Origin of the sequence: Mucilaginibacter myungsuensis, assembly GCF_015222005.1 — a bacterium.
In the GTDB taxonomy this organism is placed as follows: domain Bacteria; phylum Bacteroidota; class Bacteroidia; order Sphingobacteriales; family Sphingobacteriaceae; genus Mucilaginibacter; species Mucilaginibacter myungsuensis.
In genome coordinates, this window is sequence record NZ_JADFFL010000004.1 from 14,208 (window position 1) to 34,948 (window position 20,741).

Here is a 20,741-nt window from a genome sequence, read left to right on the forward strand (position 1 = left end):
GTGGGTTAAAACTCGTCCTTTTTAAAATGGCTGGTAGTAGTGCTGAGCAGATAGCGGGCCTTAAATAATTGCCCTTTAACGGTACCAATGGGCAGATCCAGCTGGTCGGCGATCTCCTCGTAGCTCAACTCGTCAAAATATCTTAAGGTGATCAGCTTATTATAACGTGGCGGCAGGCTGGCTATCAGGCCTTTCAACTCTTTGGTCTGCTGTTCTTTTATCCAGTTCTCTTCAGGGTTCAACGTGTCCGATGCGATCTGCAAGGTAATATCGTCGCCGTCGTCGTCCATCATCCCGTTAAGTGACATGGTGGTCAGTTTCTTCTTGCGGATAAAATCGATACAATTATTGGTAGCCACACGGAACAGCCAGGTACTAAAAGCATGGGTGGCTTTGTAACGGTCCAGCTTCTCGAAAGCCTTACCAAAGGTCTCTACGGTAAGGTCCATAGCATCCTCTTTGTTATTGACCATTTTAAGCGCCATAAAATAAATAGCATCCTTGTAGCGCGCCATCAGATCGGCATAAGCCCGCTGATCGCCATCCAGTGCCTTTTGCACCAGTTGGAAATCGTTCTTAGCGTTCTCGGTAAAGTTGTTATTTACTTCCATTGTTTAGTTTTAGCGAACGAGCCTATCAAACCAAAAATATTTAGATAAAAGTAGTAAAACAAGTCTAAAAAGGGCAGATAAAGCAGAAGATCCCTGGCCTTAAGCTTTTTAAATATGGGCACATAGATGAAGTATTGCACCGCCATACGCAAAAGCAGCAAACCTGATGCCAACAATGGCTCGTACCTAAATATGAACGAAAAGATCAATAAGTTGTAGAATAAGAACCCCGATATGGCATCCAAAGTCAACATACGGCGGTGCTTGCTTTGGTAGTATTTCCCTACCCCACTATGCCTTTTTTTCTGGCGATACCAGGCACGGAACGTCCGTTTCGCAGGACTATAAGTGAATGACTCGTCAGCTATCTCCACACGGACATTATCCGCCGCAGCATTTTGATTAACAAATAGATCGTCATCACCCGATAGCAGGTGCATGTGCGTAGCGAAACCCTTAGACCTGAAGAACAACGATTTAGTATAAGCCAAATTCCTGCCTACGCCCATGTAAGCATCACCGGCCAAAGCCGATGAAAGGAAGTTGATGCCGGTCTTTAAGGTCTCAAATCGGACAAAGGTATTCAGCAAGCCACCTGTACGGTTGTAGGGTGAATAGCCCAATACGATCTCGGCCTTGCCATCAAAATTGCGCACCATCAGGCGTATCCATTGGTCGGATGCCGGGGTGCAGTCGGCATCGGTGAACAACATATGCTCATGAGCGGCAGCTTTAATGCCCAAGGTCAGCGCGAATTTTTTTCCGGTCTTAAATCTGTCGTGCTCGGTAATGGTCACCACCTTCAGGTGGCTGTAACGCTCTTTCATGTCCATCAGGATAATGTCCGAGCCATCGCTCGAGCAATCGTTGATCACGATCACCTCGTAATCCGGATGATCTTGCGTTAATATCGACGGTAAAAATTGGGCAAGGTTTTGCGCCTCGTTACGGGCGCTGATGATCACAGAAACGGGCAGCGTTACCGGCTCCTCGATAAGGTTGGTCTTAAATACGCGCAAACGGTTGTACCTACCGATCAAAAAATATAATTGAACGATGAGACAGAGTTGAAAAAGAGCGAATAATGCAACGTATATGTAGGTTTCCAAATCCAAATTTTAAGCCTGCAAAATTGCTAAAAATGTGCGGGATATCAGGCATTAAAAATGCGCCTGATCATACACTTACCTATACAGGCACCAACGGCCTATATTGTGTTCACCAAAAACGTCCTGATGAGCATCAGTTTTTAGGCGGTATAAATATTGCTTTAAAGGTATTTAAGGTAGGTACGAAAGGATGTTAAGCTTTTATCCCGACATTTCAAAATTGGAAGTTGAAGAAAAACTTATCACCAAACCTACTGTATTGCGAACCCACCGGGTAAAGTTAGGCGGCAACGTAACTTGGCTTAACTGAATTGACAATTAATTCCCGGAGATGGCACTGAACTGAGACCACGTTGATGTTACCCTTGCTAAATTAAAAAACTTGATTTTTTACGCTTGCTATGAATTGGAGCAACTCCCGGCAGGGATGCATTGATAGCCGAACGGCCTAACAGTGATCAAGATCTCTACATATATCCTTATTTGTTGCGCGGGGCCGCCTTTAAGGGCTTCGCGCTTTATGGTTAATGGTCGCCCCGAAAAATATTTCTCATTTGCTAAATCGAAATATCTGCTCAAAAACGCCATTCTGCTATTATTTAAGACTTTTTAGCTACGGGCAGGGATAGTTTTATATTGACAATGCATTATCTTAGCCACCATCAATTAACCAATTCGTCGGCCCAAAACAGCGCTAACGAGCATTCCAAAGACAAAAAACTTTAAAACTATCTATACCACCATTAATCATGAAAACCTTTGCTAAATCGATTATTTGCGGCGCAATAGCGGTTTTTACCGGACTTACAGCGGGAGCCACCGACCGTCCGATCAAGATCACCAAAAAGTATTTGAACTTCCCTATCTCGCACGCCCAGAGCCGTAAGGTGATGAAATTTACGGTCGACGGTAAAAAAGAACGCGCCTTTAACATCCGCCTGGCCAATGCCGAGCCTGAGTATTGGGTATTTTACGACATGACCCAGTTTAAAGGAAAGACCGTTACCATCAGCTACGATGGCGCCGACGAAGGCTTGCAAAAGATCTATCAGGATGATAAGATAGCCGGTCAGGATTCGATGTACAAAGAGAAGAACCGCCCGCAATACCATTTCACCACCCGCCGTGGCTGGATCAATGACCCTAACGGTTTGATCTTTTACGAAGGCGAATACCACCTGTTCTATCAGCACAACCCGTTCGAGCGCGAGTGGGAAAATATGTCGTGGGGACACGCGGTGAGTAAAGATCTGATCCACTGGCAGGAATTAGCCGTAGCGCTGGATCCGGATGATTCGGGTACGATGTTCTCGGGTTCGGCCGTGATCGACTACAACAATACAGCCGGTTTTAATAAAGGCAAAACCCCCGCCATGGTGGTAACATATACTGTAGACGGGCATAACAAACAGGTGCAAAGCATGGCCTACAGCCTGGATAACGGCCGCACGTTCAGCAAATACAAGGGCAACCCGCTGATCGACTCGAAAGAGAAATGGCAAAGTAACGATACCCGCGATCCGCGTGTGTTCTGGTACAAACCGGGCAACCATTGGGTAATGGTATTGAACGAACGCGACGGCCACTCGATCTACAACTCGCCCGACCTGAAGAACTGGACCTACCAAAGCCACACCACCGGCTTTTGGGAATGCCCGGATCTATTCGAATTACCTATCGATGGTGACAAGAACAAGACCAAATGGGTAATGTACGGCGCATCTAACAGTTACATGATCGGCTCGTTCGATGGTAAAAAGTTCACGCCTGAGTCTGGGAAGCATTACTTTAGCACCGGTACCATTTATGCCGCCCAAACTTACACCAACATCCCCGATACCGACGGTCGCCGTATCCAGATCGGCTGGGCCCGCCAATCGCACCCGGGCATGCCTTTTAACGGTATGATGCTATTGCCGACCGAGTTGACCTTGAAGAACACCAAGAACGGTCCGCGTTTATTCAGCAAGCCTATTAAAGAGACCGAGCAACTGTTTGAGAAGGCAGGCCAATGGAGCAACCTGAAAGAGGGTCAGGCTAACGACAAGTTGAAAGAATACAACAATGCTGATGGCTTGCGCATCCGTACAACCATCAAACTATCACACGCTACCAGCGCCGGATTGAACCTGTTCGGTCAGCATATTTTTGATTATGACATGAACAACAATACCATCAACGGCACGTTTTACTCGCCCGATGATATGACCAGCATGGAGCTGACCGCCGATATCTACATCGACCGTACATCGGTAGAAGTGGTGATCGATAACGGTGCTTACTCCTACGCCTTCCAACGACGTGCTAACAGGGATAATAAAGAGGGTTTCAGGTTTTTCGGCAATAACATCGACGTGAAGAACCTGGAGGTGTTTAAAGCCAAGTCGATCTGGGAATAACATTATTGATCAGACTCATAAAGACCATTCAGTTTTGCTGAATGGGCTTTATTGTGAAGAGCTATTTAGCATATCATCAAACGATCTGTTTTAAGGGATCAACTGTTCCGCTCGCATGCTATCAAACAGCTCGTAAAACGTTTCTTCGGTATCCTGAAAGACCGTGAATCCCAACTTGCGGCTTTTAGACATATCCGTCATCACCTCTATCGGTCTCCCTAAGTCAAGATCGGTATGCCAGGCGGTTGCTAACCTGTCTAACTCGCTAACTTTAAGATCGTACTTGGTCGCCATGTTGCTCCAGATATCGGCATCATTCGCTATTTCATTAACCAAAGGTTGTATAGTGCCTTGCCACCCTACCGGCTCTACATTAAAGTACCTTGCCAAGCGTATCCATAATCGGCTCCACCTAAAAACATCACCGTTCACCACGTTAAAAGCCTCGTTACGGGCGGCATCGGTGGTAGATGCCCAGATCAGGTGCTCGGCCAAAACCCGGGCATCGGTCACGTCAGATATTCCATTCCATTGTGCCGCAGAACCAGGCCATATGAAAGGGCGGCCTGTTTCTTTACAAATAGAAGCGTAAACGGCCAGAGTCGATCCCATATTCATGGCGTTACCTATCGCTTTGCCAATTACCGTATGCGGTCGGTGTATGCTCCATGTAAAGCCGTCGCGCGCGGCGGCAGCATATACCTCATCCTCCTGAGCGTAGTAAAAATTCTCCAGATCTAACCGTGGGTGCTCCTCGCGTAAGGGGGTCTCCGGCAAAAAGCCTGCTTTGGCATAAGCCTCAAATGGCCCCAAATAATGTTTCAGTCCGGTCACCAGGGCCACATGTTCAACTGAATTTTTCTCGGATAACACAGCGAACAGATTACGTAGCATCAAGCTGTTCACCCTTATATTTTCCGCTTCCGTATCATTACGCATCCAGGTGGTAATGTAAATGTGGGTGGGCTTTACATTTGCCAAGGCAGATCTTAAACTTTCCGTATCTAAAAGATCTGCCGCTACAGGCTTCAACTCCTTAATATCCGTATTTGGTTTGCGGGCCAGGCCGTAAGTGTCCCATCCTTTTGATATTAGGCTTTCGGCCAGGTTGCTTCCGGTAATTCCGCTTGCCCCTACTATTAATGCTATTTTATTCATACTATTATTGTTTGATAGACAGCATCAAATTTACCGTTGACCGAGCTTTTACCAGTTGACGTGCATCATAAAATATAATTGATATAGATCAAGCACATACCGAACAAGCCCCTATTTATCAATAATTTACACATTACTAAATTGTATTTGTTACCACCCGTCCATTTATGATCAATATACTTTTCGACCATATCCAACAAAAAGTTCCTCTCACTGATCAGGATAAACACGGTATAAAACCCTTCTTCACCGCCAAAAGACTACGGAAACGCCAGTACCTTTTGCAATCGGGTGATGTTTGCAAACACCTGGCTTTTGTAACTAAGGGCTTGCTTAGGACCTATAACGTAGACGATAAGGGCGACGAGCACATGAGTGTTTTTGGATGGGAGGGTTGGTGGATATCTGACTTTAATAGCTTTTTGACCGGACAGCCTGCCTTGTTTAATATCGATGCTATCGAAAATTCGGAGTTAATGCTAATATCGCATGCAGATTATGAAGCCTTAACCATAGCTGTACCCGTAATGGACCGTTACTTCCGGATCCTTTATCAAAATAGTCTGGTAACCAAAGAACGCAGACTAATGAGTTCGATAACTCACAGTGCAGAGGAAAGGTATTTGGAATTAGCCGGATCGACCCCTAAGATGATAGAACGTATCCCGCAAAATTTGGTGGCCTCTTATTTAGGCATCGCGCCCGAAACTTTAAGCCGTATCAAGAAAAATTTGACTACACGTAAATAAGTAAACGTAAGGCTTAGATAAACGTCGTTCAGTTTGGTAAACCTCAAGAACAATTGATCATCGTAAGCTATAAGGCTTCTTAGTCACCATCAAGTGTGAGCCGGAAGACTATCTGTTTATTTCTCAGGTGATCTTCTCGCCATCTTCTACTCCTATAAGACATGAACAGGTTAAAACATTTACCTCAAAGGTTATGTTACCCCTCCGTTCACCCCATAATATTTATTCAATTGGCAACCACAGAGACCGGCGGGACAGTTAAAACTTTCAACGTCACCAAATTATTGCTCATCTTAGGCTTAAGCGTAATGCTTTGCGGTCAAAGCTATTTTGGCTTCAGGCTGCACGAGCTATCCGATCGTCAGGAGCAGATCAAGACCGATTATTCTGATATCAACAACATCACCCTGGGCGTGTTCTCTATCGACCAATGGCGGGATAAGATCACCGGCATTATTAACCACCAGGTGCGCAACTTTAAGCTGAACAAGGCCCAAAAACGCGACCTTCAGATCGAAGTGGAGCAGATCATTATGGCGCTGATCAACAAGGCCGAAGCTTTGCTGAATAAAAAGCCAAAGTCGTTGGGTGGTAAGATCAAAAAGTTCGCTGTTAAAAGTTTTGTGAAGACCGACGATATTAAAGCCAAGGTGCCCGGCTACGCCAAAATGATCATCGCTAAGGTTGATAACAAAGACAACAAGAATAAACTAAGCGATATGGCGCTGAGCAAATTTAGCGAAGCCCAGCAGACCGGCTACCTGGACAGCACCCTCCGTGTGACCGACTCCATCCACAATGTGATGTACAAAAAGTACAAGGTAACATCACAGGATGAGCTGAATAAAAAACTGGAGGCCGAACTGGTCAACATCCGTAAGCAGACCTATACTTACTGCTTCGGCATGTTAGGTTGCGTGGTGATCGTGCTAACGCTATGGTGGATATTCCGCAAGCGTACCAACTTGCATGGGGCACTGTTCATCATGTCGCTGTTATTCGCCTTTATCCTGCTTGCTGTGGGATTGACGGCATCCATGGTGGAAGTTGATGCGCGTGTACGCTCCCTTGATTTTGTGCTGCTGGGCGAACATGTGGTATTTAAGAACCAGGTACTGTTTTTCCAAAGCAAGAGTATTATGGATGTGGTACACGTACTGATCATGCAACCGGCTATCGATTCTAAATTAGTGGGTGCGCTTATCCTGATATTCAGCGTGCTGTTCCCGGTCATCAAATTGAGTTCGACAGGCATCCACCTGCTCGCCAAAAAGAAACTGGCCGAAAATAAGGTGATCAAATACTTTGCTTTCCAGTCGGGTAAATGGAGCATGGCCGACGTTATCGTGATCGCCATCCTTATGGTTTACATTGGTCTTAACGGATTATTAGAAAGTCAACTGGCAGGCTTAGGTATCAAAGACCCTACGCTAACGGTGATCACTACCAACAATACTGCCTTGCAACCGGGCTATATCATATTCATCGCCTTTGTGCTATTCGGCCTGTGTTTATCAACCATACTTAAATTCATCACCCCGCATAACGCAGACTAAGGGTTAAGGACCATCATCAAAACGCTACTACATTGACAACGCAACAACATACACAACCGGCAAAAAGATCTGTATTGCCAAATATCCTGCTCATTTTAGGGCTAAGCGTATTGCTGTTCGGCGAATGCTGGTACGGCTATAAGCTGCATAAACTATCGGCCGAGCAGACGCAGATCAAAGAGGATTATAACTTGTCCAACAATATCACCTTCGGAATATTCTCGGTAGATGAGTGGCGCGAGCGTATCGCTGCTTTGGTGAATAAGCAGGTCAGCGGGTTCAGTTTTACCAAGGCGCAGAAAAAAGCCATGCAAAAACAGGTGGAAACTCAGCTTTATACCATGGTGCACAAAACGGTGCGGGATATTACCAAGCCGCAAAAAACTTTTATGGGCAAACTAACCAAAATTGGCTTTAAAGCCATGGTGAAACCCGAAGAAATAGACGCTCAAGTGCCATCGTTCGCGCGTACTATTGTAAACAAGGTAACCAGCCCGGCCAGTGAACGCCGACTGAAGCGGATAGCCGGCAGCAAAATAAACGAACTGGTTGACCAAACTTACGACAGCACCAACGTGGCCAGTTACGAGGTGACCAAGTATCTGTACAAAAAGTACAAGGTATCCGACCCTTTAGCTTACAACAAAGCCATAAATAATCGTTTGAACGTCATCAAAACTGAAACCATGAATGCCATGTACGCCATGCTGGGATGCGTAGCTGCAGCGTTGGTATTTTGGCTGTTGATGCGCAAGCAGGTTCACTTGCAGGCAACGCTATTTGTCATGTCGATATTATTTGCGGTGGTGATGCTGGTAGTAGGGACTACGGCATCTATCATCGATCTGGATGCGCGGATCAAAACACTCGAGTTTTCGCTCATGGGCGAAAAGGTCGGGTTTATTAACCAGGTGTTATTCTTCCAAAGTAAAAGTTTATGGGGAGTAATTACTACCCTGATCTCTCAAGCCAAGCCCGATGCTATTGTAGTTGGCGCCCTGCTCCTATTGTTTGTAGTGATATTACCGTTGTTGCGTATGATCGCCCGGAGTATATATCTTACGTGTTCGGCCAAGATAGCTGATAGCAAAGTGATCCAGTACCTGGCCTTCCATTCGGGTAAATGGGACATGGCCGACGTGATGGTGGTGGGCATTGCCATGACCTATATTGGATTGAACGGCATCCTTAAAAGTCAGCTATCCAACCTCAATATCAACGCCGGCGGCTTTGTGACCACTACCGTTAACAATACCTCGTTACAGCCGGGTTACTATGTGTTTGTGGCTTATGTGGTATTCGCATTCATCTTATCGTATATTTTAAAAGGTGTTACGCCAAGCTGCCGTTTGAACGAGATAAAGGAAGAAAGCGATGAGTAACATATTTGATCTGATAACTAAAAGCCCATTTTGCTACAGCAAGAATGGGCTTTTCTGTTTATAAAGCACCTTGAGATCCCCCCACCGAATTTTTGACAGTAGGGTACTGCAAATTTTTCATTTTAGCTGAAAAATTTGCAGTCCAAATATCGTTTTTCCCGTTTGGCACATCGCTTGTATTACAGTTACCAGTTTAATTAACAATAAGTTGTATCATTTAAATTAAAAAAGAACGACCTATGAACTTGGTTAAATTTAATTCGGACAAAAGAAACAATGGAGCATTAATGCCAGGCTTTAATGACGTTTTCGACTCAATTTTCAACGACACTTTTTTCAACGACAGGATGACAGCACGCGTACCGGCTGCCAACATCAGCGAGAGCGATCTGCACTATCACATAGAGCTTGCTGCACCCGGCCTAAAAAAAGAGGACTTTAAACTGAGCCTTGACCGTAACGTATTAAGCGTTAATGTAGAGCAGCAAAAAGAACAGTCGCAGGGGCAAAAGAGCTATAACAAGCGTGAGTTCAGTTATGGATCTTGGGTACGCTCGTTCACATTGCCGGATAGCGCTAATGTAGAACAGATCGATGCCACCTACAACGACGGTATCCTGATGATAGATATCGCCAAACGTGAAGAGGCCAAGGCCATCCGCCGCCAGATAGAGATCAAATAAACACTGCGGTAAATCTAACTTAACATGCAAAAGCGGCTACCAGTACTACCGGCAGCCGCTTTTTCATGTTTCAGCCCGGACAGGCGGATAGCTGAATGGTAGCTAAAATCTACTTTTTACTTTTATTGACCACCTTATAAAGATCCAGTCTCCTATCCTTTAAATTCCTTACCGCGCCAAAGCTGTGTAACTCCTTTAGCAGGTCTACATCTACATCAGCGATCAGGGTAGTTTCGGTATTAGGCGTTGCTTCGGCTTTAATGCCGTTACTTGGAAAAGAAAAATCTGAGGGTGTAAACACGGCCGATTGCGCGTACTGGATATCCATATTGTGCACCTTTGGTAAGTTGCCTACGCTACCTGCTATTGCTACGTAGCATTCGTTCTCTATGGCGCGGGCCTGGGCACAGCTGCGTACACGGGTGTAACCGTTCTGTGTATCGGTCATAAATGGCACAAACAATATCTGCATACCCTGATCGGCCAGTAAACGTGGTAACTCGGGGAATTCCACATCGTAGCAGATCAATATGCCGATCTTGCCGCAGTCGGTATCATAGGTAGTGATATGGTCTCCGCCTACCATTCCCCAGGCACTTTGCTCGGCGGGTGTGAGGTGGATCTTTTTGTACATCTCGTAAGATCCATCGCGCCGGCATAAATAACCTACGTTCTGCAATACACCATTTTCCAAGTACGGCATACTACCGGTTATAATATTGATATTATAACTCATGGCATATTCAATAAATTTATCACGTAGCGGGATAGTAAAATCGGCTATTTCGCGCATGGCACCCGCTCCGCTCAAATGGTTGTAAGCGGTCATCAACGGTGCGTTGAACAACTCGGGGAATAGCACAAAATCACTCTGATAATCGCTGATCACGTCCACAAAAAACTCTATCTGCTCGCACAAGGATTCCAGATTCTCGAACGGACGCATCTGCCATTGAACCAATCCTAACCGGATGATCGACTTTTTAGAATTAATGTGTGCCGCTTCTTCGTTATAATAAATATTGTTCCACTCTAACAGCGACGCATATTCTAAAGATTGCGTATCGCCGGGCAGGTAGCCTTTCAGTATCTTACGTACGTGAAAATCGTTCGCTAACTGGAAAGACAAGGTAGGGTCGTGTATCTCTTTTCCTTTTACCTTTTCCAGATACGCTTTTGGGGTAAGCTTACCGGCATAGTCCTTATATTTAGGGATACGGCCGCCGGCAATGATCGCGCGCAGGTTATGGCGTTCGCAAATCTCCTTGCGCGCATCGTACAGGCGCCTGCCAATGCGCATGCCCCGGTGATCCGGGTGTACAAAAAAGTCGATGCCGTAAAGCACATCGCCTTTATCATCGTGGGTAGAGAATGTGTAATTGCCCGTAATTTGCGCGTAAGTGTGGTTATCGCCAAACTTATCATAATCTACTATGAGCGATAGCGCGCAGCCCGCAATGGCACCGTTCACCAATATACACACTTGCCCCTCGGGGAACAGCTCTATCAGCTGACTAATGTGGCTCTCGCCCCAATATGATGCGCCTTCCCATTCGGCATACGCCTCTATCATTGATGCCTTTAAACCAAGGTAATCGTCTTTGGTGAGGGTACGGAGTTCTATTTTAAGATCCTCGTTCTTTAAATCTTTTTCCATTATAATATTGGTAATAGCCCATAGCGAAAACAACGGGCGGGTGTTTGAATTTGAAGCACAAAAAAGCCCTCTCCTTTGCAGGAGAGGGCGCACAATAATAATATATAGGTGTTAAACTACTTTTACGTTTACTGCGTTTGGTCCTTTACGGCCCTCTTCAAGGTCGTAGTTAACAACATTGTTTTCGCGAATGTTGTCGATAAGACCACTTGAATGAACAAAGATCTCGCTACCACCATTACTTGGTGTGATAAATCCGAAACCTTTAGTTTCATTGAAAAATTTTACTGTACCTTCTTGCATTATGTATTTTATTAATATCTGTAAATCTACCATTTACTTTTGGTTAATCCTAATTAATTCGGAGTTTATCGTCATTTACCTTCAAGAAAAGTTTTGTCGGAACTTTTTACACGCGCTTAAACCCCGCTAACATATCCTTTTTGCGCCGAGCTTAACGTGCCTGACGCAACAGGATACCTATGCCCGCAAGAGAGTCAGGACGTTAAAGGAATGGTAAAATAAAAAGACGAACCTTTTCCATCCTCGCTATCTACCCATATGCGTCCGCCATGGTCGGCAACGATCTTAGAAGCGACGTACAAACCCATTCCTAATCCCGAGTGGGTTTTAATAACGTCCTTGTCGCGGTAAAATTTATTAAAGATCAATTCCATAGTAGCCGGCGACATACCTATCCCATGATCTGTTACCGTTATTTTAGCCATGCCATCTATATCTTTACTGCAACGGATAACGATCTTGGTGCCTTTTTTAGAATATTTAGCGGCGTTACCTATCAGATTTGAAAAAACCTGTTCCATACGTATACGGTCTATATTCACAGGTAAACCATCGCATAGGCGTGTGCTGATATCATGATTGGGATAAATATGGCGGATAATGTCCGCCATTTCAGCCACAAAACCGTTCAATTCAACTTCCTCTTTAATGTATTGTAAGTTACCGTTCTCTATTTTTGAGATATCCAATAGTTGCTGTACCAACGACATTAGTTTAGTAGTTTGTGTATCTACTTTTTCTAAAATAGCTTTAACCTGAACACTGCACTGTTCGCTTAGTCCCATAGCTACTTGTGTGTAGGCCTTGATAATAGTGATCGGCGTTTTTATCTCGTGACTGGCTATAGATATAAATTCTGTTTTTTTTTCGTCGATGATGCGGGACTGTCTAAGTTCTTCCTCCTTTTGCACCGCAAGTTGGCTAAGCGAGGCATTACGTTGTTTGATCTCGTCGTAAGCATTAATGGGTTGTTCCTTTCCAAAAAAGTGCTTTATACCAGATATTTTTGATGGATCGAGTTTTAGGGAGCGTGGTATCCCAAACTTCATATCTATCTTATTATGATCGGTCTCTTCGGTTTGGACGAATTCCGGCACCAGCTTTTGCGCGTAAAAATAACCGGCATCGCCATTGTTAAAGCGAATATCTTTGCCGTACGATACTGAAGCAATAAGCGTGTAACGTTGCTTATTTTGTTCCAGCCCGATATTTAACACACCATCATTGGTATGTTCGATCACGGTGCGGGCTATCTCAGATACCGCGGTAGCAAAAGTAGTTTGCGTAGCTGTAGTGAGGCCAACTTTTTCGGCCACTTTCATAGAACGTTTGTGGGCCAATACCAGGTCCATTTCGTTCTCAAGTGTTATGATTACAACTACGGTCATATTATTTTACTTTTGCCACCACTACAGACATATCATCGTTGCGGCGCGCATGGTCTTTGTATATCGCAGCAGCAAGGATCGTCTGATCATATTTATACATCATTGGGTAACGACTTTGCTCTATACGTGTTTTGATCCCGTCCGAGCATAAGATCAACTGATTAAAATCTGACGCAGCATACAGTTGCTCGTTCATGGTGTTAGGGATGTTATGCCCTACTATACCATTATAAGACATGTGATTTTTTAAATTAGCCGGGCCGAACATCCTTAAAAAGATATTACCAACTCCTGTCGATGACCAGGTCTTATCCTGAAAATTATAGCCAACGATGTTGATCACCGCACCCCTGGTCTTTTTAATATCCTGATGAATAAAACGCAGGGTCTCAGTAGGGCTGTAATCCGGGAAGATCTTAAAAGCACGTTCGGCCTCATTAACCGCTTTATTAGCTTCGGGGCCGTGGCCTAAACCATCAGCAAGCATCAATTTAATGTATTTGTCGGTCCTTTTATAAGTAAAACCGTCGCCGCTCACTTTTTCGCCGGGTTTGCAAACCACGATCGGGCGTATGATCAGGTCCAATTTTTCTTTAGCCGCTTTTTCAGGATCACTGTAAACACGGCTCAACACGATAGTTCCCCAACCGATCAGCGAATATAGCTCAAAGACATCCGACAGGCGTTTCATACTGCCAAGGCCATGCCCAAGTGTCTTCGTTGTTGAGACGCCATCCTGCATCATTCGGGCAGGATTGACCATCCCAGGGCCGTTGTCGATACTGATCAGTTCGATATAAGGCGAACCTCCGTTAGCAAAAACGCCTACCAGTATCTCCCCGTCATCACTATACTTGAACAGGTTAGAGGTCATTTCGGCAACGATCAGATCAAGCTCATTAACCCTTGCAGGGTTAATGCCACCTTCTGTAGCCAGGCGATGTATCTCTTTTTTGATCAGCGAAAAATAACTGCGGTCGCTTGCCGCAAAACTGGTATGTGTTGCATCAACCATTTGCCCATTTCACTATGGTCACCGTGGTGCCCTCTCCAACTTTACTTTTGATATCAAACTCGTTGACCAATCTCTTAGTGCCCGGTAAGCCTAAACCAAGGCTTTTACCGGTAGAAAAACCGTCCTTCATCGCCGAGGCGATATCTGGGATACCGGGGCCTTTGTCGGTAAACGTGAGGCGTACACCATTGTTTCGGCCGCTGGATACTACCTCGATCAGACAACTACCGCCGCCGCCGTAACGCATCATATTACGCACCAACTCGCTGGCAGCGGTTAAGAGACGGGTTTGGTTGACCAACCCCATTTTGATCCTCACAGCAACCTCCTTAACGCGGTTCTTTAAAAAAACAACGTCCTGCTCCTGGCTAACCTTAATGGTGTCTTTACTCAGTGATAAGATCATAGGCTGACTGGTCATCATCCTCATCGTCACCGGAAGTATCGATCATGGACTTAAGTAAATTCATTCCTTTTTCCATATCAAGTGCCGTGTGTACGCCTTTTAAAGGCAGACCAAGCTCTATCAGTGTAATAGCAACAGCGGGCTGCATACCCACTACTACCGTTTCTGCATCCAGTATTTTGGACATACTGGCAATATTGCCGATGATACGGCCCATAAAAGAATCCACGATGGAGACCGCGGAAATATCTATCAGAACGCCTTTGGCGCTGGTTTTATTAACCATTTGTACAAGGTCGGCCTCCAGATTGAGGGCCAGCCTGTCATAAAGATCTACCTGTATGGTCACCAGCAAAAAGGCTCCCATCCGTAGAATAGGGATCTTATCCATGCTGCATTAGTTATTTTTAACGATCACTTTTTTCACTTCGAGGCGCATCACTTTAAAGGCATGTTGTAAAGCGCTGGCCAAGGTAGACTTGGTTACGATGTTAGACAGATCTATACCCAAATGCACTACCGTTTGCGCTATCTCCGGTCGGATGCCACTAATGATACACTCGGCACCCATTAAACGCGTGGCGCTAACGGTCTTGATCAAATGCTGTGCAACCAAAGAGTCTACAGCCGGCACACCTGAAATATCAAGGATGGCAATGCTCGAACCTGTCTCTACGATCTCTTGCAACAGGTTTTCCATCACGATCTGGGTGCGGGCACTATCCAGCGTACCTATAATAGGTAAGGCAAGGATGCCGTCCCAAACACGGATGACCGGGGTAGATATCTCTGCTATCTCGTCGGTTTGGCGCAGGATCACCTCTTCGCGGCCTTTAATAAAGGTCTCAAAGGTAACCACACTTAAGTTATCCATCAGGCGGTTGATCTTCAGGCTTTCTTCGAAAAGCTTTTTAGGATCATCGATGATCTCGCCCTGTAAAACCGCAAGCAATGCCTCTTTTAAAGAGAACACAAAGGCACCGGTCTCGCGCGGACTAAAGCCCTGGCGTGCACGGGTAATGGCAATGCCACCTAAGATCTCTATCACCGGGCTCCACTCGTCAGAGTCAAGATCAGTAAAATTATCGGAGGTAAGGTTGCCCACCAACGAATCAACTAACTCTTCAGACTGTATCCGTAGATCTTCGTTACTGATCAGGTCTTCACGCAAGCCTTCGTCGGCAAGCTGATTTTTCATCCAGAGTTCAAGGATGTTCTTTTTCTTTTTTTGTAGCAATTGGGATGTTGTTAAAGACATGGATGAAGAGATACAGGTTAAAAAATTAATTAAGCCATATAGTTCAAACTTGGCAAAGTTGAAATAACGGTGAAAGGTAGATAACCCTTTTCAGAATAAGAAATATTTTTTATCCCATTTTTACGTTAGTTTTAGCCAAACATCATGAGCAAAAAAATACTGGTGATCGAAGACAATGAGGATATCCTTGACCTGATGCAATTTGTATTAGAAGGGGCAGGATTTGAGGTGATCCCCAGCGAAGATAGCCTTCCGTTAAATAACCTTGACAGCATCAAACCCGACCTGATCCTAATGGACAATAGTTTAAGTGACGGATCGGGCAGTGTTTTTTGCAGAAAACTTAAAGACGACCCAAAAACAACAAACATCAAGGTAGTACTTGTATCCGCCAATACCGATCTTGATAAACTGACATCCGATAGCGGGGCCAATGGCTTTTTAGCCAAACCTTTTGATATTGACGAATTAGTGAGGGTGGCGCAACGATTTGCGTAAAGAACTCGATTAATATATAGGTATTGATTGACTACCCGCATGTGGTATCTCAGAAAGAGTTTACGGAGAGCAGGTAAAAAGGTCTATCCGAAAAACTAAGGAAATACAATTTATTTGGTTGCCGACTTGTATTTAGTGATCATTGCAAGGTTCAGCTAATATAAAAAATTGTTATTAACTGATTAGCCATGGGGTTAATTAGTCAGATAGTTAGACTCTTGGCTAATAACTGGCTCAAGCACGAAGCGCGAGACCGTGTGATGGAACCTCGTGACGATCATTAAAGTCACGAGTACCCCTCCCCTTTAGCCCACCGCTGCATACTCGCGCCTATTGGGGGACGGAACTCGTGACGGTACTGGATGTGCTTAATAATGAGTATTCCTACTCTTTTGCCCACCGCTACATACTCGCGCCTGTTGGGGCGAGTTAGATCATTTGTTGTTATAAGCTAATGCTGATGAAAGTTCACGATAAGCCTCTGTTTGCTCTGTAAGTATTTTGATCACTTGTTCAGCAGTACCTACCGCATCTGCACCAGCTAAAAATCGTTTAGGCGGGTCGGACCGATCAATAACTTTTATTAAAGCCTGCGCAAGTTTAGCCGGATCACCACCTTGTTGCCCATCGGCACCCTTCCAAAATTTTAATTGCTCTTTCCTGCCCTCGTCGTAATCGTCGATCTCGTTCGTACTATATCGGGTTGATCCTTCGGTCAGTAACTCGGTGCGGAAAAAGCCCGGGTTAACTATAGTGGTTTTGATGCCGAATTGCTCAACTTCTGTTCAAAGACTGGTCGGCGCTTTCAATTGGAAATTGCCGCTCCAGTAACTCCAAAAATACCGATGTAATGCGAGAAGAAGCGTTATTGTATTTGTAGTTATTACCTGCGGGTTGGATCTTTAATGCCTCATGTATCAAAAGGCTGATGTAATTGCGGATCATTTCGTCTTTGTAAGCGTAATCCGCATCCTGCTCCAGTAACATTTTTTGAAAAAGCGGTATAAAAACATCCGCCTGGTCTTCGGTCAAATTGAATATCGGGTTGCCGCCGATCTTAAATAGTGGCGACTGTAATAGGCTTTCGGAACGCTCGTTGGGCTTTAAAAAATCTTCAGAGAAAAGACAAGTGTAACCGCTATGCTGTTCAGAAATGGCCTCACATGAGTAAGGGATATGGGGATTGCCAAAGAATAAAAAGATGGGGGCTGTCTCAAAACTTCGTTCCGCATAATGGAAAATAAAATCGCCAAAAGTTATATTGATCTTAAAGAAATCTTTACGGCTGTATGCATGACCGGCAGAATTACTATCGGTTTTGTAAACCTTAAAGCCTTTTAATTTCAATTCCGCATTAAAATCCGACCCGATGATCGATCTATTTTCCATTTTTCAAAAGTAAGAAAAACAAAGATGATCCCGGAGCAACAAGACATTTAACCAAATACCCATCGATTCTCCCAACTGGCGAGTATGCAGCGGGGCATCAATAGCAGGCGGGAAATATCTTAGCTGATGTTCTCATTGCGATAAGGTTTGTGGTATTGGTTAATAAGTGGCATTGATTATTCCTTTGGTGATCACCTTAGCGTCATTGCTGGTAGGATTTCGGGCTACCAAAGTTCCGCTGAACGTACCTTTAATGGTACGCGCTACCGGGTCTATAGCTGTTATCTCAACTATGGCACTGCTGCCCTCGGTTTCGGTGCTTTGTATACTTGTAGGTAAGCTCCGGCTGATCGTGTAGCGTAAAGTATTGCCTGTGGTGCTGTTACAAACATAAGTACCCGGCCCGGCCACATTACCCAACGAAATACCCAGGTTATAACGTTCTTCCGATTGGTTAACGGTGCCGCCACCGCTCATGGATACCAGTTGCATCAATGCTGACGTATAATATCCTTTAAACACCCAGCCCTGGTATTGTCCGTTCACATAGCACGACATCATGAAACTCCTTTCTATAGGGCTAAAAGTACCGGCCGCGGTGTTTTTCCCGCCGGCCACTGTTACATCTTTACTTGCAAGGCTTTGGTGGAACTCGTTTACAGTAAAGTTAAGCTCGTGATCGCCTTCGGGTACATCGGGTATGCTGAACACGCCTGTAACAGGGTCAATGCTGCCATAATAAAAAGCACCACTCTGTTTTGCTTTTACCGATACCGCTTTCACTGATCCCGCCGGACTGACCGTCCCCGAAAGACTGCCCTTAGCCGTTACCACCACAACAGGTGTATTTGGGGTAGTTACGATGGGTGTAGGCGACGGAGTTGGTCCGCTGTCTTTTTTGCACCCAACGATAGCGCTGCTTAAAAATACAAGTCCAAGTAACTGTTTTTTCATAATGTATTTGCTTGTCACAAAATTAGCCCGGGCATCAGGCATGCACAATACCGCAAATTGGGTGATTTTTACAATAGGCCTCCGGCCGCCCATGTAAAACCTGTAATTTAGTCGGCACATGCAGTTCGACCGGATAGTTACTTACTTTATGCCCGCTCATTTGCGGGGAAACACATCGCACCCGCAGTATGCCGAGTTCCGTGTAGTAGTAAGTACCTGCCTCATCGGTCTGCCTTTAATGCTGCTTTTCCCTATACCGCTTTATCTTATGAATAAGCCTGTTTTAGGCTACCTCGTTAACAACGTGTTGGTTATCATAACCCTATTCTGCAGCAAACTATTGGGCAACTACCGCGTACCACTCAGCATAACGGCACTGATCACTTACTTTATTATATACGGATGGATAAAGGATACAGGCCTTATCTATTCGTCCAACGTTACTTTGCTGCACATGTACCTGCTATGCGCTATCTGGGCCGATAAACGCTACGGCGGCTGGGCTATCATTAGTAATCTGGCTGTGTTCGGGTTTATTTATTATCAAACGCTGCATACCGGCACCAACATGCAAATGCACCAAAGCCTGGGCAGTGCATCATACGCCTTTGCCATGAACGCGCTGATCACCACTTTTTTTGGCGGTTTTTTGGCTTACCTGCAATTTGACCAGGAACGCGATCGATTAAAGATCAAAAAACTGCAAGACCAAAAGATAGACCAGTTAGACGAGGCCGTTAAAAAACGTACCGACCAGTTAAATACCATGCGCGAAAGTATAGCCACCGATTTTCACGACGAGACGGGCAATATGCTTTCGGCGATCACGCGGCAGGCATCCGTGTTAAGATCACAACTAAAGGACGATCTTAAGGCACGCCCACTGGTAGAAAGTATTATTAAGAACAGCGATCAGCTTTACGCCAGCAGCAAGGACTTTTTATGGCACCTGAACCACGACAGCGACGACCCGCAAGAATTGTTCGACTATCTTACCGCTTACGGGCAACGTTTCTATAACCAATTTGACGTAGCCTTTTCGGCCACGGCCGAGGAGTGTGGCCCGGTGCAATTCGGCCCATCGGCAGCGCTGAATGTGATCTATATCTTTAAAGAGGCGATGGTGAACGTGGTGAAACATTCGGGTGCTATCGAAGTATTTTTTGAGATGCGCTGCCATCCGGGCCACATCAGCTTTAGTTTGCAAGACAACGGCCAATGGAAAGAGACAAATACCGACCAGCCACATTACGGCCTGAGCAATATGGAACGCCGTTGCAGAAAGAACGATTTTGTGTACCGCCTTACTAAACAGACAAGCGGAACTCGTATAGATATATCGGTACCGGCATATGATAAACATGAAGAGAAAGATCAGCATCATTGAAGACAACACCGTGATCAGGGACGGTTTCGCATCTGTTATAGCCGGCAGTGCCGACTACCTGTTAGCCGGACAATACGGAAATTGCGAGGACGCCCTGAAACAGCTATCTACCGAACGGCCCGACCTGGTGCTGATGGACATTGACCTGCCCGGCATGGACGGTATAGAGGGGACGACCCGCATCAAGAAGTTGCACCCAGAATGTATTATCCTGATCATCACCGTACTGGAAGACAGCGACAAGGTTTTCCGTTCGCTTTGCGCCGGGGCGGGTGGCTACATTGTTAAAAATTCCGGCACCGATGATATCGTCCGTAGCATTGGCGAAGCTTTTCAAGGCGGCGCGCCAATGAGTTTGAATATCGCCAAGATGGTAGTGCAGTCTTTTACCCGTGCCCAGGACTCGCCCCTATCCCAACGCGAACAAGACGTACTCCGCTGTATATCTGAAGGCAAAAGCTACACCAAGATCGCGTTAGACCTTTTTATTAGCAAAGAGACCGTACGCACGCATATTAAGAACATCTATCAGAAGTTAGCTGTAAATAGCCGCGCCGAGGCCATAAAAGTTGCTGGGAATAATAGGTGGCTGGCCTAAGGGAGGTCAGATAGATCACGAGTACCCTTCCCCTTTAGCCACCGCTGCATACTCGCGCCAGTTGAGGGTGGCGCAACGATTTGCGTAAAGAACGCGCCTTGGTATATATAAATATTGATGACAACCCGCAAATGCTCTTCGTAGACTCTATCTACGGGAGCATTTTAAACAGATCGGCCCTGCTAACAGCATCAGCAGGCCGCTAATAACATATTCTTTTATTTTCATCTCACAAATAATT

General features: G+C 45.3%; 20 protein-coding genes. 8 read left to right on the forward strand and 12 right to left on the reverse strand.

Features of this window, described 5'->3' with window-relative positions:
- Positions 1–5: 5 nt before the first annotated feature.
- Positions 6–611 (reverse strand): RNA polymerase sigma factor, encoded by a 606-nt coding sequence (locus tag IRJ16_RS11265; protein ID WP_194111684.1) that lies wholly within the window; start codon positions 609–611, stop codon positions 6–8.
- Positions 602–1,720 (reverse strand): glycosyltransferase, encoded by a 1,119-nt coding sequence (locus IRJ16_RS11270; RefSeq protein ID WP_194111685.1) that lies wholly within the window; start codon positions 1,718–1,720, stop codon positions 602–604. The genes IRJ16_RS11265 and IRJ16_RS11270 overlap by 10 nt, the downstream gene beginning before the upstream one ends.
- A 749-nt stretch (positions 1,721–2,469) precedes the next feature.
- Here IRJ16_RS11270 and IRJ16_RS11275 point away from each other — a divergent pair.
- Positions 2,470–4,119: a DUF4980 domain-containing protein gene (locus IRJ16_RS11275; protein WP_194111686.1), complete on the forward strand. Its 1,650-nt coding sequence runs from the start codon at positions 2,470–2,472 to the stop codon at positions 4,117–4,119.
- A 90-nt stretch (positions 4,120–4,209) separates the two neighbouring features.
- Here IRJ16_RS11275 and IRJ16_RS11280 read toward each other — a convergent pair whose 3' ends face one another.
- The gene (locus IRJ16_RS11280; protein WP_194111687.1) at positions 4,210–5,277 is read right to left on the reverse strand and encodes an SDR family oxidoreductase; all 1,068 of its coding nucleotides are present in this window, start codon (positions 5,275–5,277) and stop codon (positions 4,210–4,212) included.
- Positions 5,278–5,444: 167 nt separating this feature from the next.
- Here IRJ16_RS11280 and IRJ16_RS11285 point away from each other — a divergent pair, with 167 nt between their 5' ends.
- The 4 genes from IRJ16_RS11285 to IRJ16_RS11300 all read left to right on the forward strand — a co-directional run bounded on the left by IRJ16_RS11285 (position 5,445) and on the right by IRJ16_RS11300 (position 9,647).
- Positions 5,445–6,026, forward strand: coding sequence for a Crp/Fnr family transcriptional regulator (locus IRJ16_RS11285; protein ID WP_194111688.1), 582 nt, complete (start codon positions 5,445–5,447; stop codon positions 6,024–6,026).
- Positions 6,027–6,256: 230 nt separating this feature from the next.
- On the forward strand, positions 6,257–7,582 hold the full coding sequence (locus IRJ16_RS11290; protein WP_228080063.1) for a paraquat-inducible protein A: 1,326 nt from the start codon (positions 6,257–6,259) through the stop codon (positions 7,580–7,582).
- Positions 7,583–7,614: 32 nt separating this feature from the next.
- Positions 7,615–8,964: a paraquat-inducible protein A gene (locus IRJ16_RS11295; RefSeq protein ID WP_194111690.1), complete on the forward strand. Its 1,350-nt coding sequence runs from the start codon at positions 7,615–7,617 to the stop codon at positions 8,962–8,964.
- Positions 8,965–9,311: 347 nt separating this feature from the next.
- Entirely contained in the window at positions 9,312–9,647 is a 336-nt protein-coding gene (locus IRJ16_RS11300; protein WP_317174008.1) for an Hsp20/alpha crystallin family protein, read from the forward strand.
- 109 nt (positions 9,648–9,756) lie between these two features.
- On the opposite strand, the gene IRJ16_RS11305 is transcribed toward IRJ16_RS11300, so the two are convergent.
- The 7 genes from IRJ16_RS11305 to IRJ16_RS11335 form a co-directional block, all read right to left on the reverse strand.
- Positions 9,757–11,304 (reverse strand): bifunctional GNAT family N-acetyltransferase/carbon-nitrogen hydrolase family protein, encoded by a 1,548-nt coding sequence (locus tag IRJ16_RS11305; protein WP_194111692.1) that lies wholly within the window; start codon positions 11,302–11,304, stop codon positions 9,757–9,759.
- A gap of 111 nt (positions 11,305–11,415) precedes the next feature.
- Positions 11,416–11,607 carry a cold-shock protein gene (locus tag IRJ16_RS11310; protein WP_194112112.1) on the reverse strand — a complete coding sequence of 64 codons (192 nt, stop codon included), beginning with the start codon at positions 11,605–11,607 and terminating at the stop codon, positions 11,416–11,418.
- Between the two features lie 194 nt (positions 11,608–11,801).
- The gene (locus tag IRJ16_RS11315; protein WP_194111693.1) at positions 11,802–12,995 is read right to left on the reverse strand and encodes a sensor histidine kinase; all 1,194 of its coding nucleotides are present in this window, start codon (positions 12,993–12,995) and stop codon (positions 11,802–11,804) included.
- Position 12,996: 1 nt separating this feature from the next.
- Entirely contained in the window at positions 12,997–14,010 is a 1,014-nt protein-coding gene (locus tag IRJ16_RS11320; RefSeq protein ID WP_194111694.1) for an ATP-binding protein, read from the reverse strand.
- Positions 14,003–14,416: an anti-sigma regulatory factor gene (locus IRJ16_RS11325; protein ID WP_194111695.1), complete on the reverse strand. Its 414-nt coding sequence runs from the start codon at positions 14,414–14,416 to the stop codon at positions 14,003–14,005. The genes IRJ16_RS11320 and IRJ16_RS11325 overlap by 8 nt, the downstream gene beginning before the upstream one ends.
- Positions 14,397–14,807, reverse strand: coding sequence for an STAS domain-containing protein (locus tag IRJ16_RS11330; protein ID WP_194111696.1), 411 nt, complete (start codon positions 14,805–14,807; stop codon positions 14,397–14,399). Before IRJ16_RS11330 ends, IRJ16_RS11325 begins: the two co-directional genes overlap by 20 nt.
- Positions 14,808–14,813: 6 nt before the next feature.
- Complete coding sequence (locus IRJ16_RS11335; RefSeq protein ID WP_194111697.1) at positions 14,814–15,674, reverse strand: STAS domain-containing protein; 861 nt, start codon at positions 15,672–15,674, stop codon at positions 14,814–14,816.
- A gap of 144 nt (positions 15,675–15,818) precedes the next feature.
- Here IRJ16_RS11335 and IRJ16_RS11340 point away from each other — a divergent pair, with 144 nt between their 5' ends.
- Positions 15,819–16,172 carry a response regulator gene (locus tag IRJ16_RS11340; protein ID WP_194111698.1) on the forward strand — a complete coding sequence of 118 codons (354 nt, stop codon included), beginning with the start codon at positions 15,819–15,821 and terminating at the stop codon, positions 16,170–16,172.
- Positions 16,173–16,946: 774 nt separating this feature from the next.
- Here the strand turns inward: IRJ16_RS11340 and IRJ16_RS11345 are convergent.
- Together IRJ16_RS11345 and IRJ16_RS11350 are read right to left on the reverse strand one after the other, a co-directional pair.
- Positions 16,947–17,561, reverse strand: coding sequence for a hypothetical protein (locus IRJ16_RS11345; RefSeq protein WP_194111699.1), 615 nt, complete (start codon positions 17,559–17,561; stop codon positions 16,947–16,949).
- A 159-nt stretch (positions 17,562–17,720) separates the two neighbouring features.
- Positions 17,721–18,515 (reverse strand): peptidase associated/transthyretin-like domain-containing protein, encoded by a 795-nt coding sequence (locus IRJ16_RS11350; protein ID WP_194111700.1) that lies wholly within the window; start codon positions 18,513–18,515, stop codon positions 17,721–17,723.
- A gap of 118 nt (positions 18,516–18,633) precedes the next feature.
- On the opposite strand from IRJ16_RS11350, the gene IRJ16_RS11355 reads away from it, so the two are divergent.
- Positions 18,634–19,902: a sensor histidine kinase gene (locus IRJ16_RS11355; RefSeq protein WP_194111701.1), complete on the forward strand. Its 1,269-nt coding sequence runs from the start codon at positions 18,634–18,636 to the stop codon at positions 19,900–19,902.
- Positions 19,877–20,500, forward strand: a complete 624-nt coding sequence (locus IRJ16_RS11360; RefSeq protein WP_228080065.1) for a response regulator transcription factor — start codon at positions 19,877–19,879, stop codon at positions 20,498–20,500. Before IRJ16_RS11355 ends, IRJ16_RS11360 begins: the two co-directional genes overlap by 26 nt.
- Positions 20,501–20,741 lie beyond the last annotated feature (241 nt).

Coding starts and splice junctions, on each gene's coding strand:
- IRJ16_RS11345 (WP_194111699.1), bottom strand. CDS start 17,561: ATGGAAAATAGATCGATCATCGGGTCGGATTTTAATGCGGAATTGAAA.
- IRJ16_RS11360 (WP_228080065.1), top strand. CDS start 19,877: ATGAAGAGAAAGATCAGCATCATTGAAGACAACACCGTGATCAGGGAC.
- IRJ16_RS11265 (WP_194111684.1), bottom strand. CDS start 611: ATGGAAGTAAATAACAACTTTACCGAGAACGCTAAGAACGATTTCCAA.
- IRJ16_RS11315 (WP_194111693.1), bottom strand. CDS start 12,995: ATGACCGTAGTTGTAATCATAACACTTGAGAACGAAATGGACCTGGTA.
- IRJ16_RS11310 (WP_194112112.1), bottom strand. CDS start 11,607: ATGCAAGAAGGTACAGTAAAATTTTTCAATGAAACTAAAGGTTTCGGA.
- IRJ16_RS11275 (WP_194111686.1), top strand. CDS start 2,470: ATGAAAACCTTTGCTAAATCGATTATTTGCGGCGCAATAGCGGTTTTT.
- IRJ16_RS11285 (WP_194111688.1), top strand. CDS start 5,445: ATGATCAATATACTTTTCGACCATATCCAACAAAAAGTTCCTCTCACT.
- IRJ16_RS11300 (WP_317174008.1), top strand. CDS start 9,312: ATGACAGCACGCGTACCGGCTGCCAACATCAGCGAGAGCGATCTGCAC.
- IRJ16_RS11330 (WP_194111696.1), bottom strand. CDS start 14,807: ATGGATAAGATCCCTATTCTACGGATGGGAGCCTTTTTGCTGGTGACC.
- IRJ16_RS11355 (WP_194111701.1), top strand. CDS start 18,634: ATGCAGTTCGACCGGATAGTTACTTACTTTATGCCCGCTCATTTGCGG.
- IRJ16_RS11305 (WP_194111692.1), bottom strand. CDS start 11,304: ATGGAAAAAGATTTAAAGAACGAGGATCTTAAAATAGAACTCCGTACC.
- IRJ16_RS11325 (WP_194111695.1), bottom strand. CDS start 14,416: ATGATCTTATCACTGAGTAAAGACACCATTAAGGTTAGCCAGGAGCAG.
- IRJ16_RS11320 (WP_194111694.1), bottom strand. CDS start 14,010: ATGGTTGATGCAACACATACCAGTTTTGCGGCAAGCGACCGCAGTTAT.
- IRJ16_RS11335 (WP_194111697.1), bottom strand. CDS start 15,674: ATGTCTTTAACAACATCCCAATTGCTACAAAAAAAGAAAAAGAACATC.
- IRJ16_RS11280 (WP_194111687.1), bottom strand. CDS start 5,277: ATGAATAAAATAGCATTAATAGTAGGGGCAAGCGGAATTACCGGAAGC.
- IRJ16_RS11350 (WP_194111700.1), bottom strand. CDS start 18,515: ATGAAAAAACAGTTACTTGGACTTGTATTTTTAAGCAGCGCTATCGTT.
- IRJ16_RS11340 (WP_194111698.1), top strand. CDS start 15,819: ATGAGCAAAAAAATACTGGTGATCGAAGACAATGAGGATATCCTTGAC.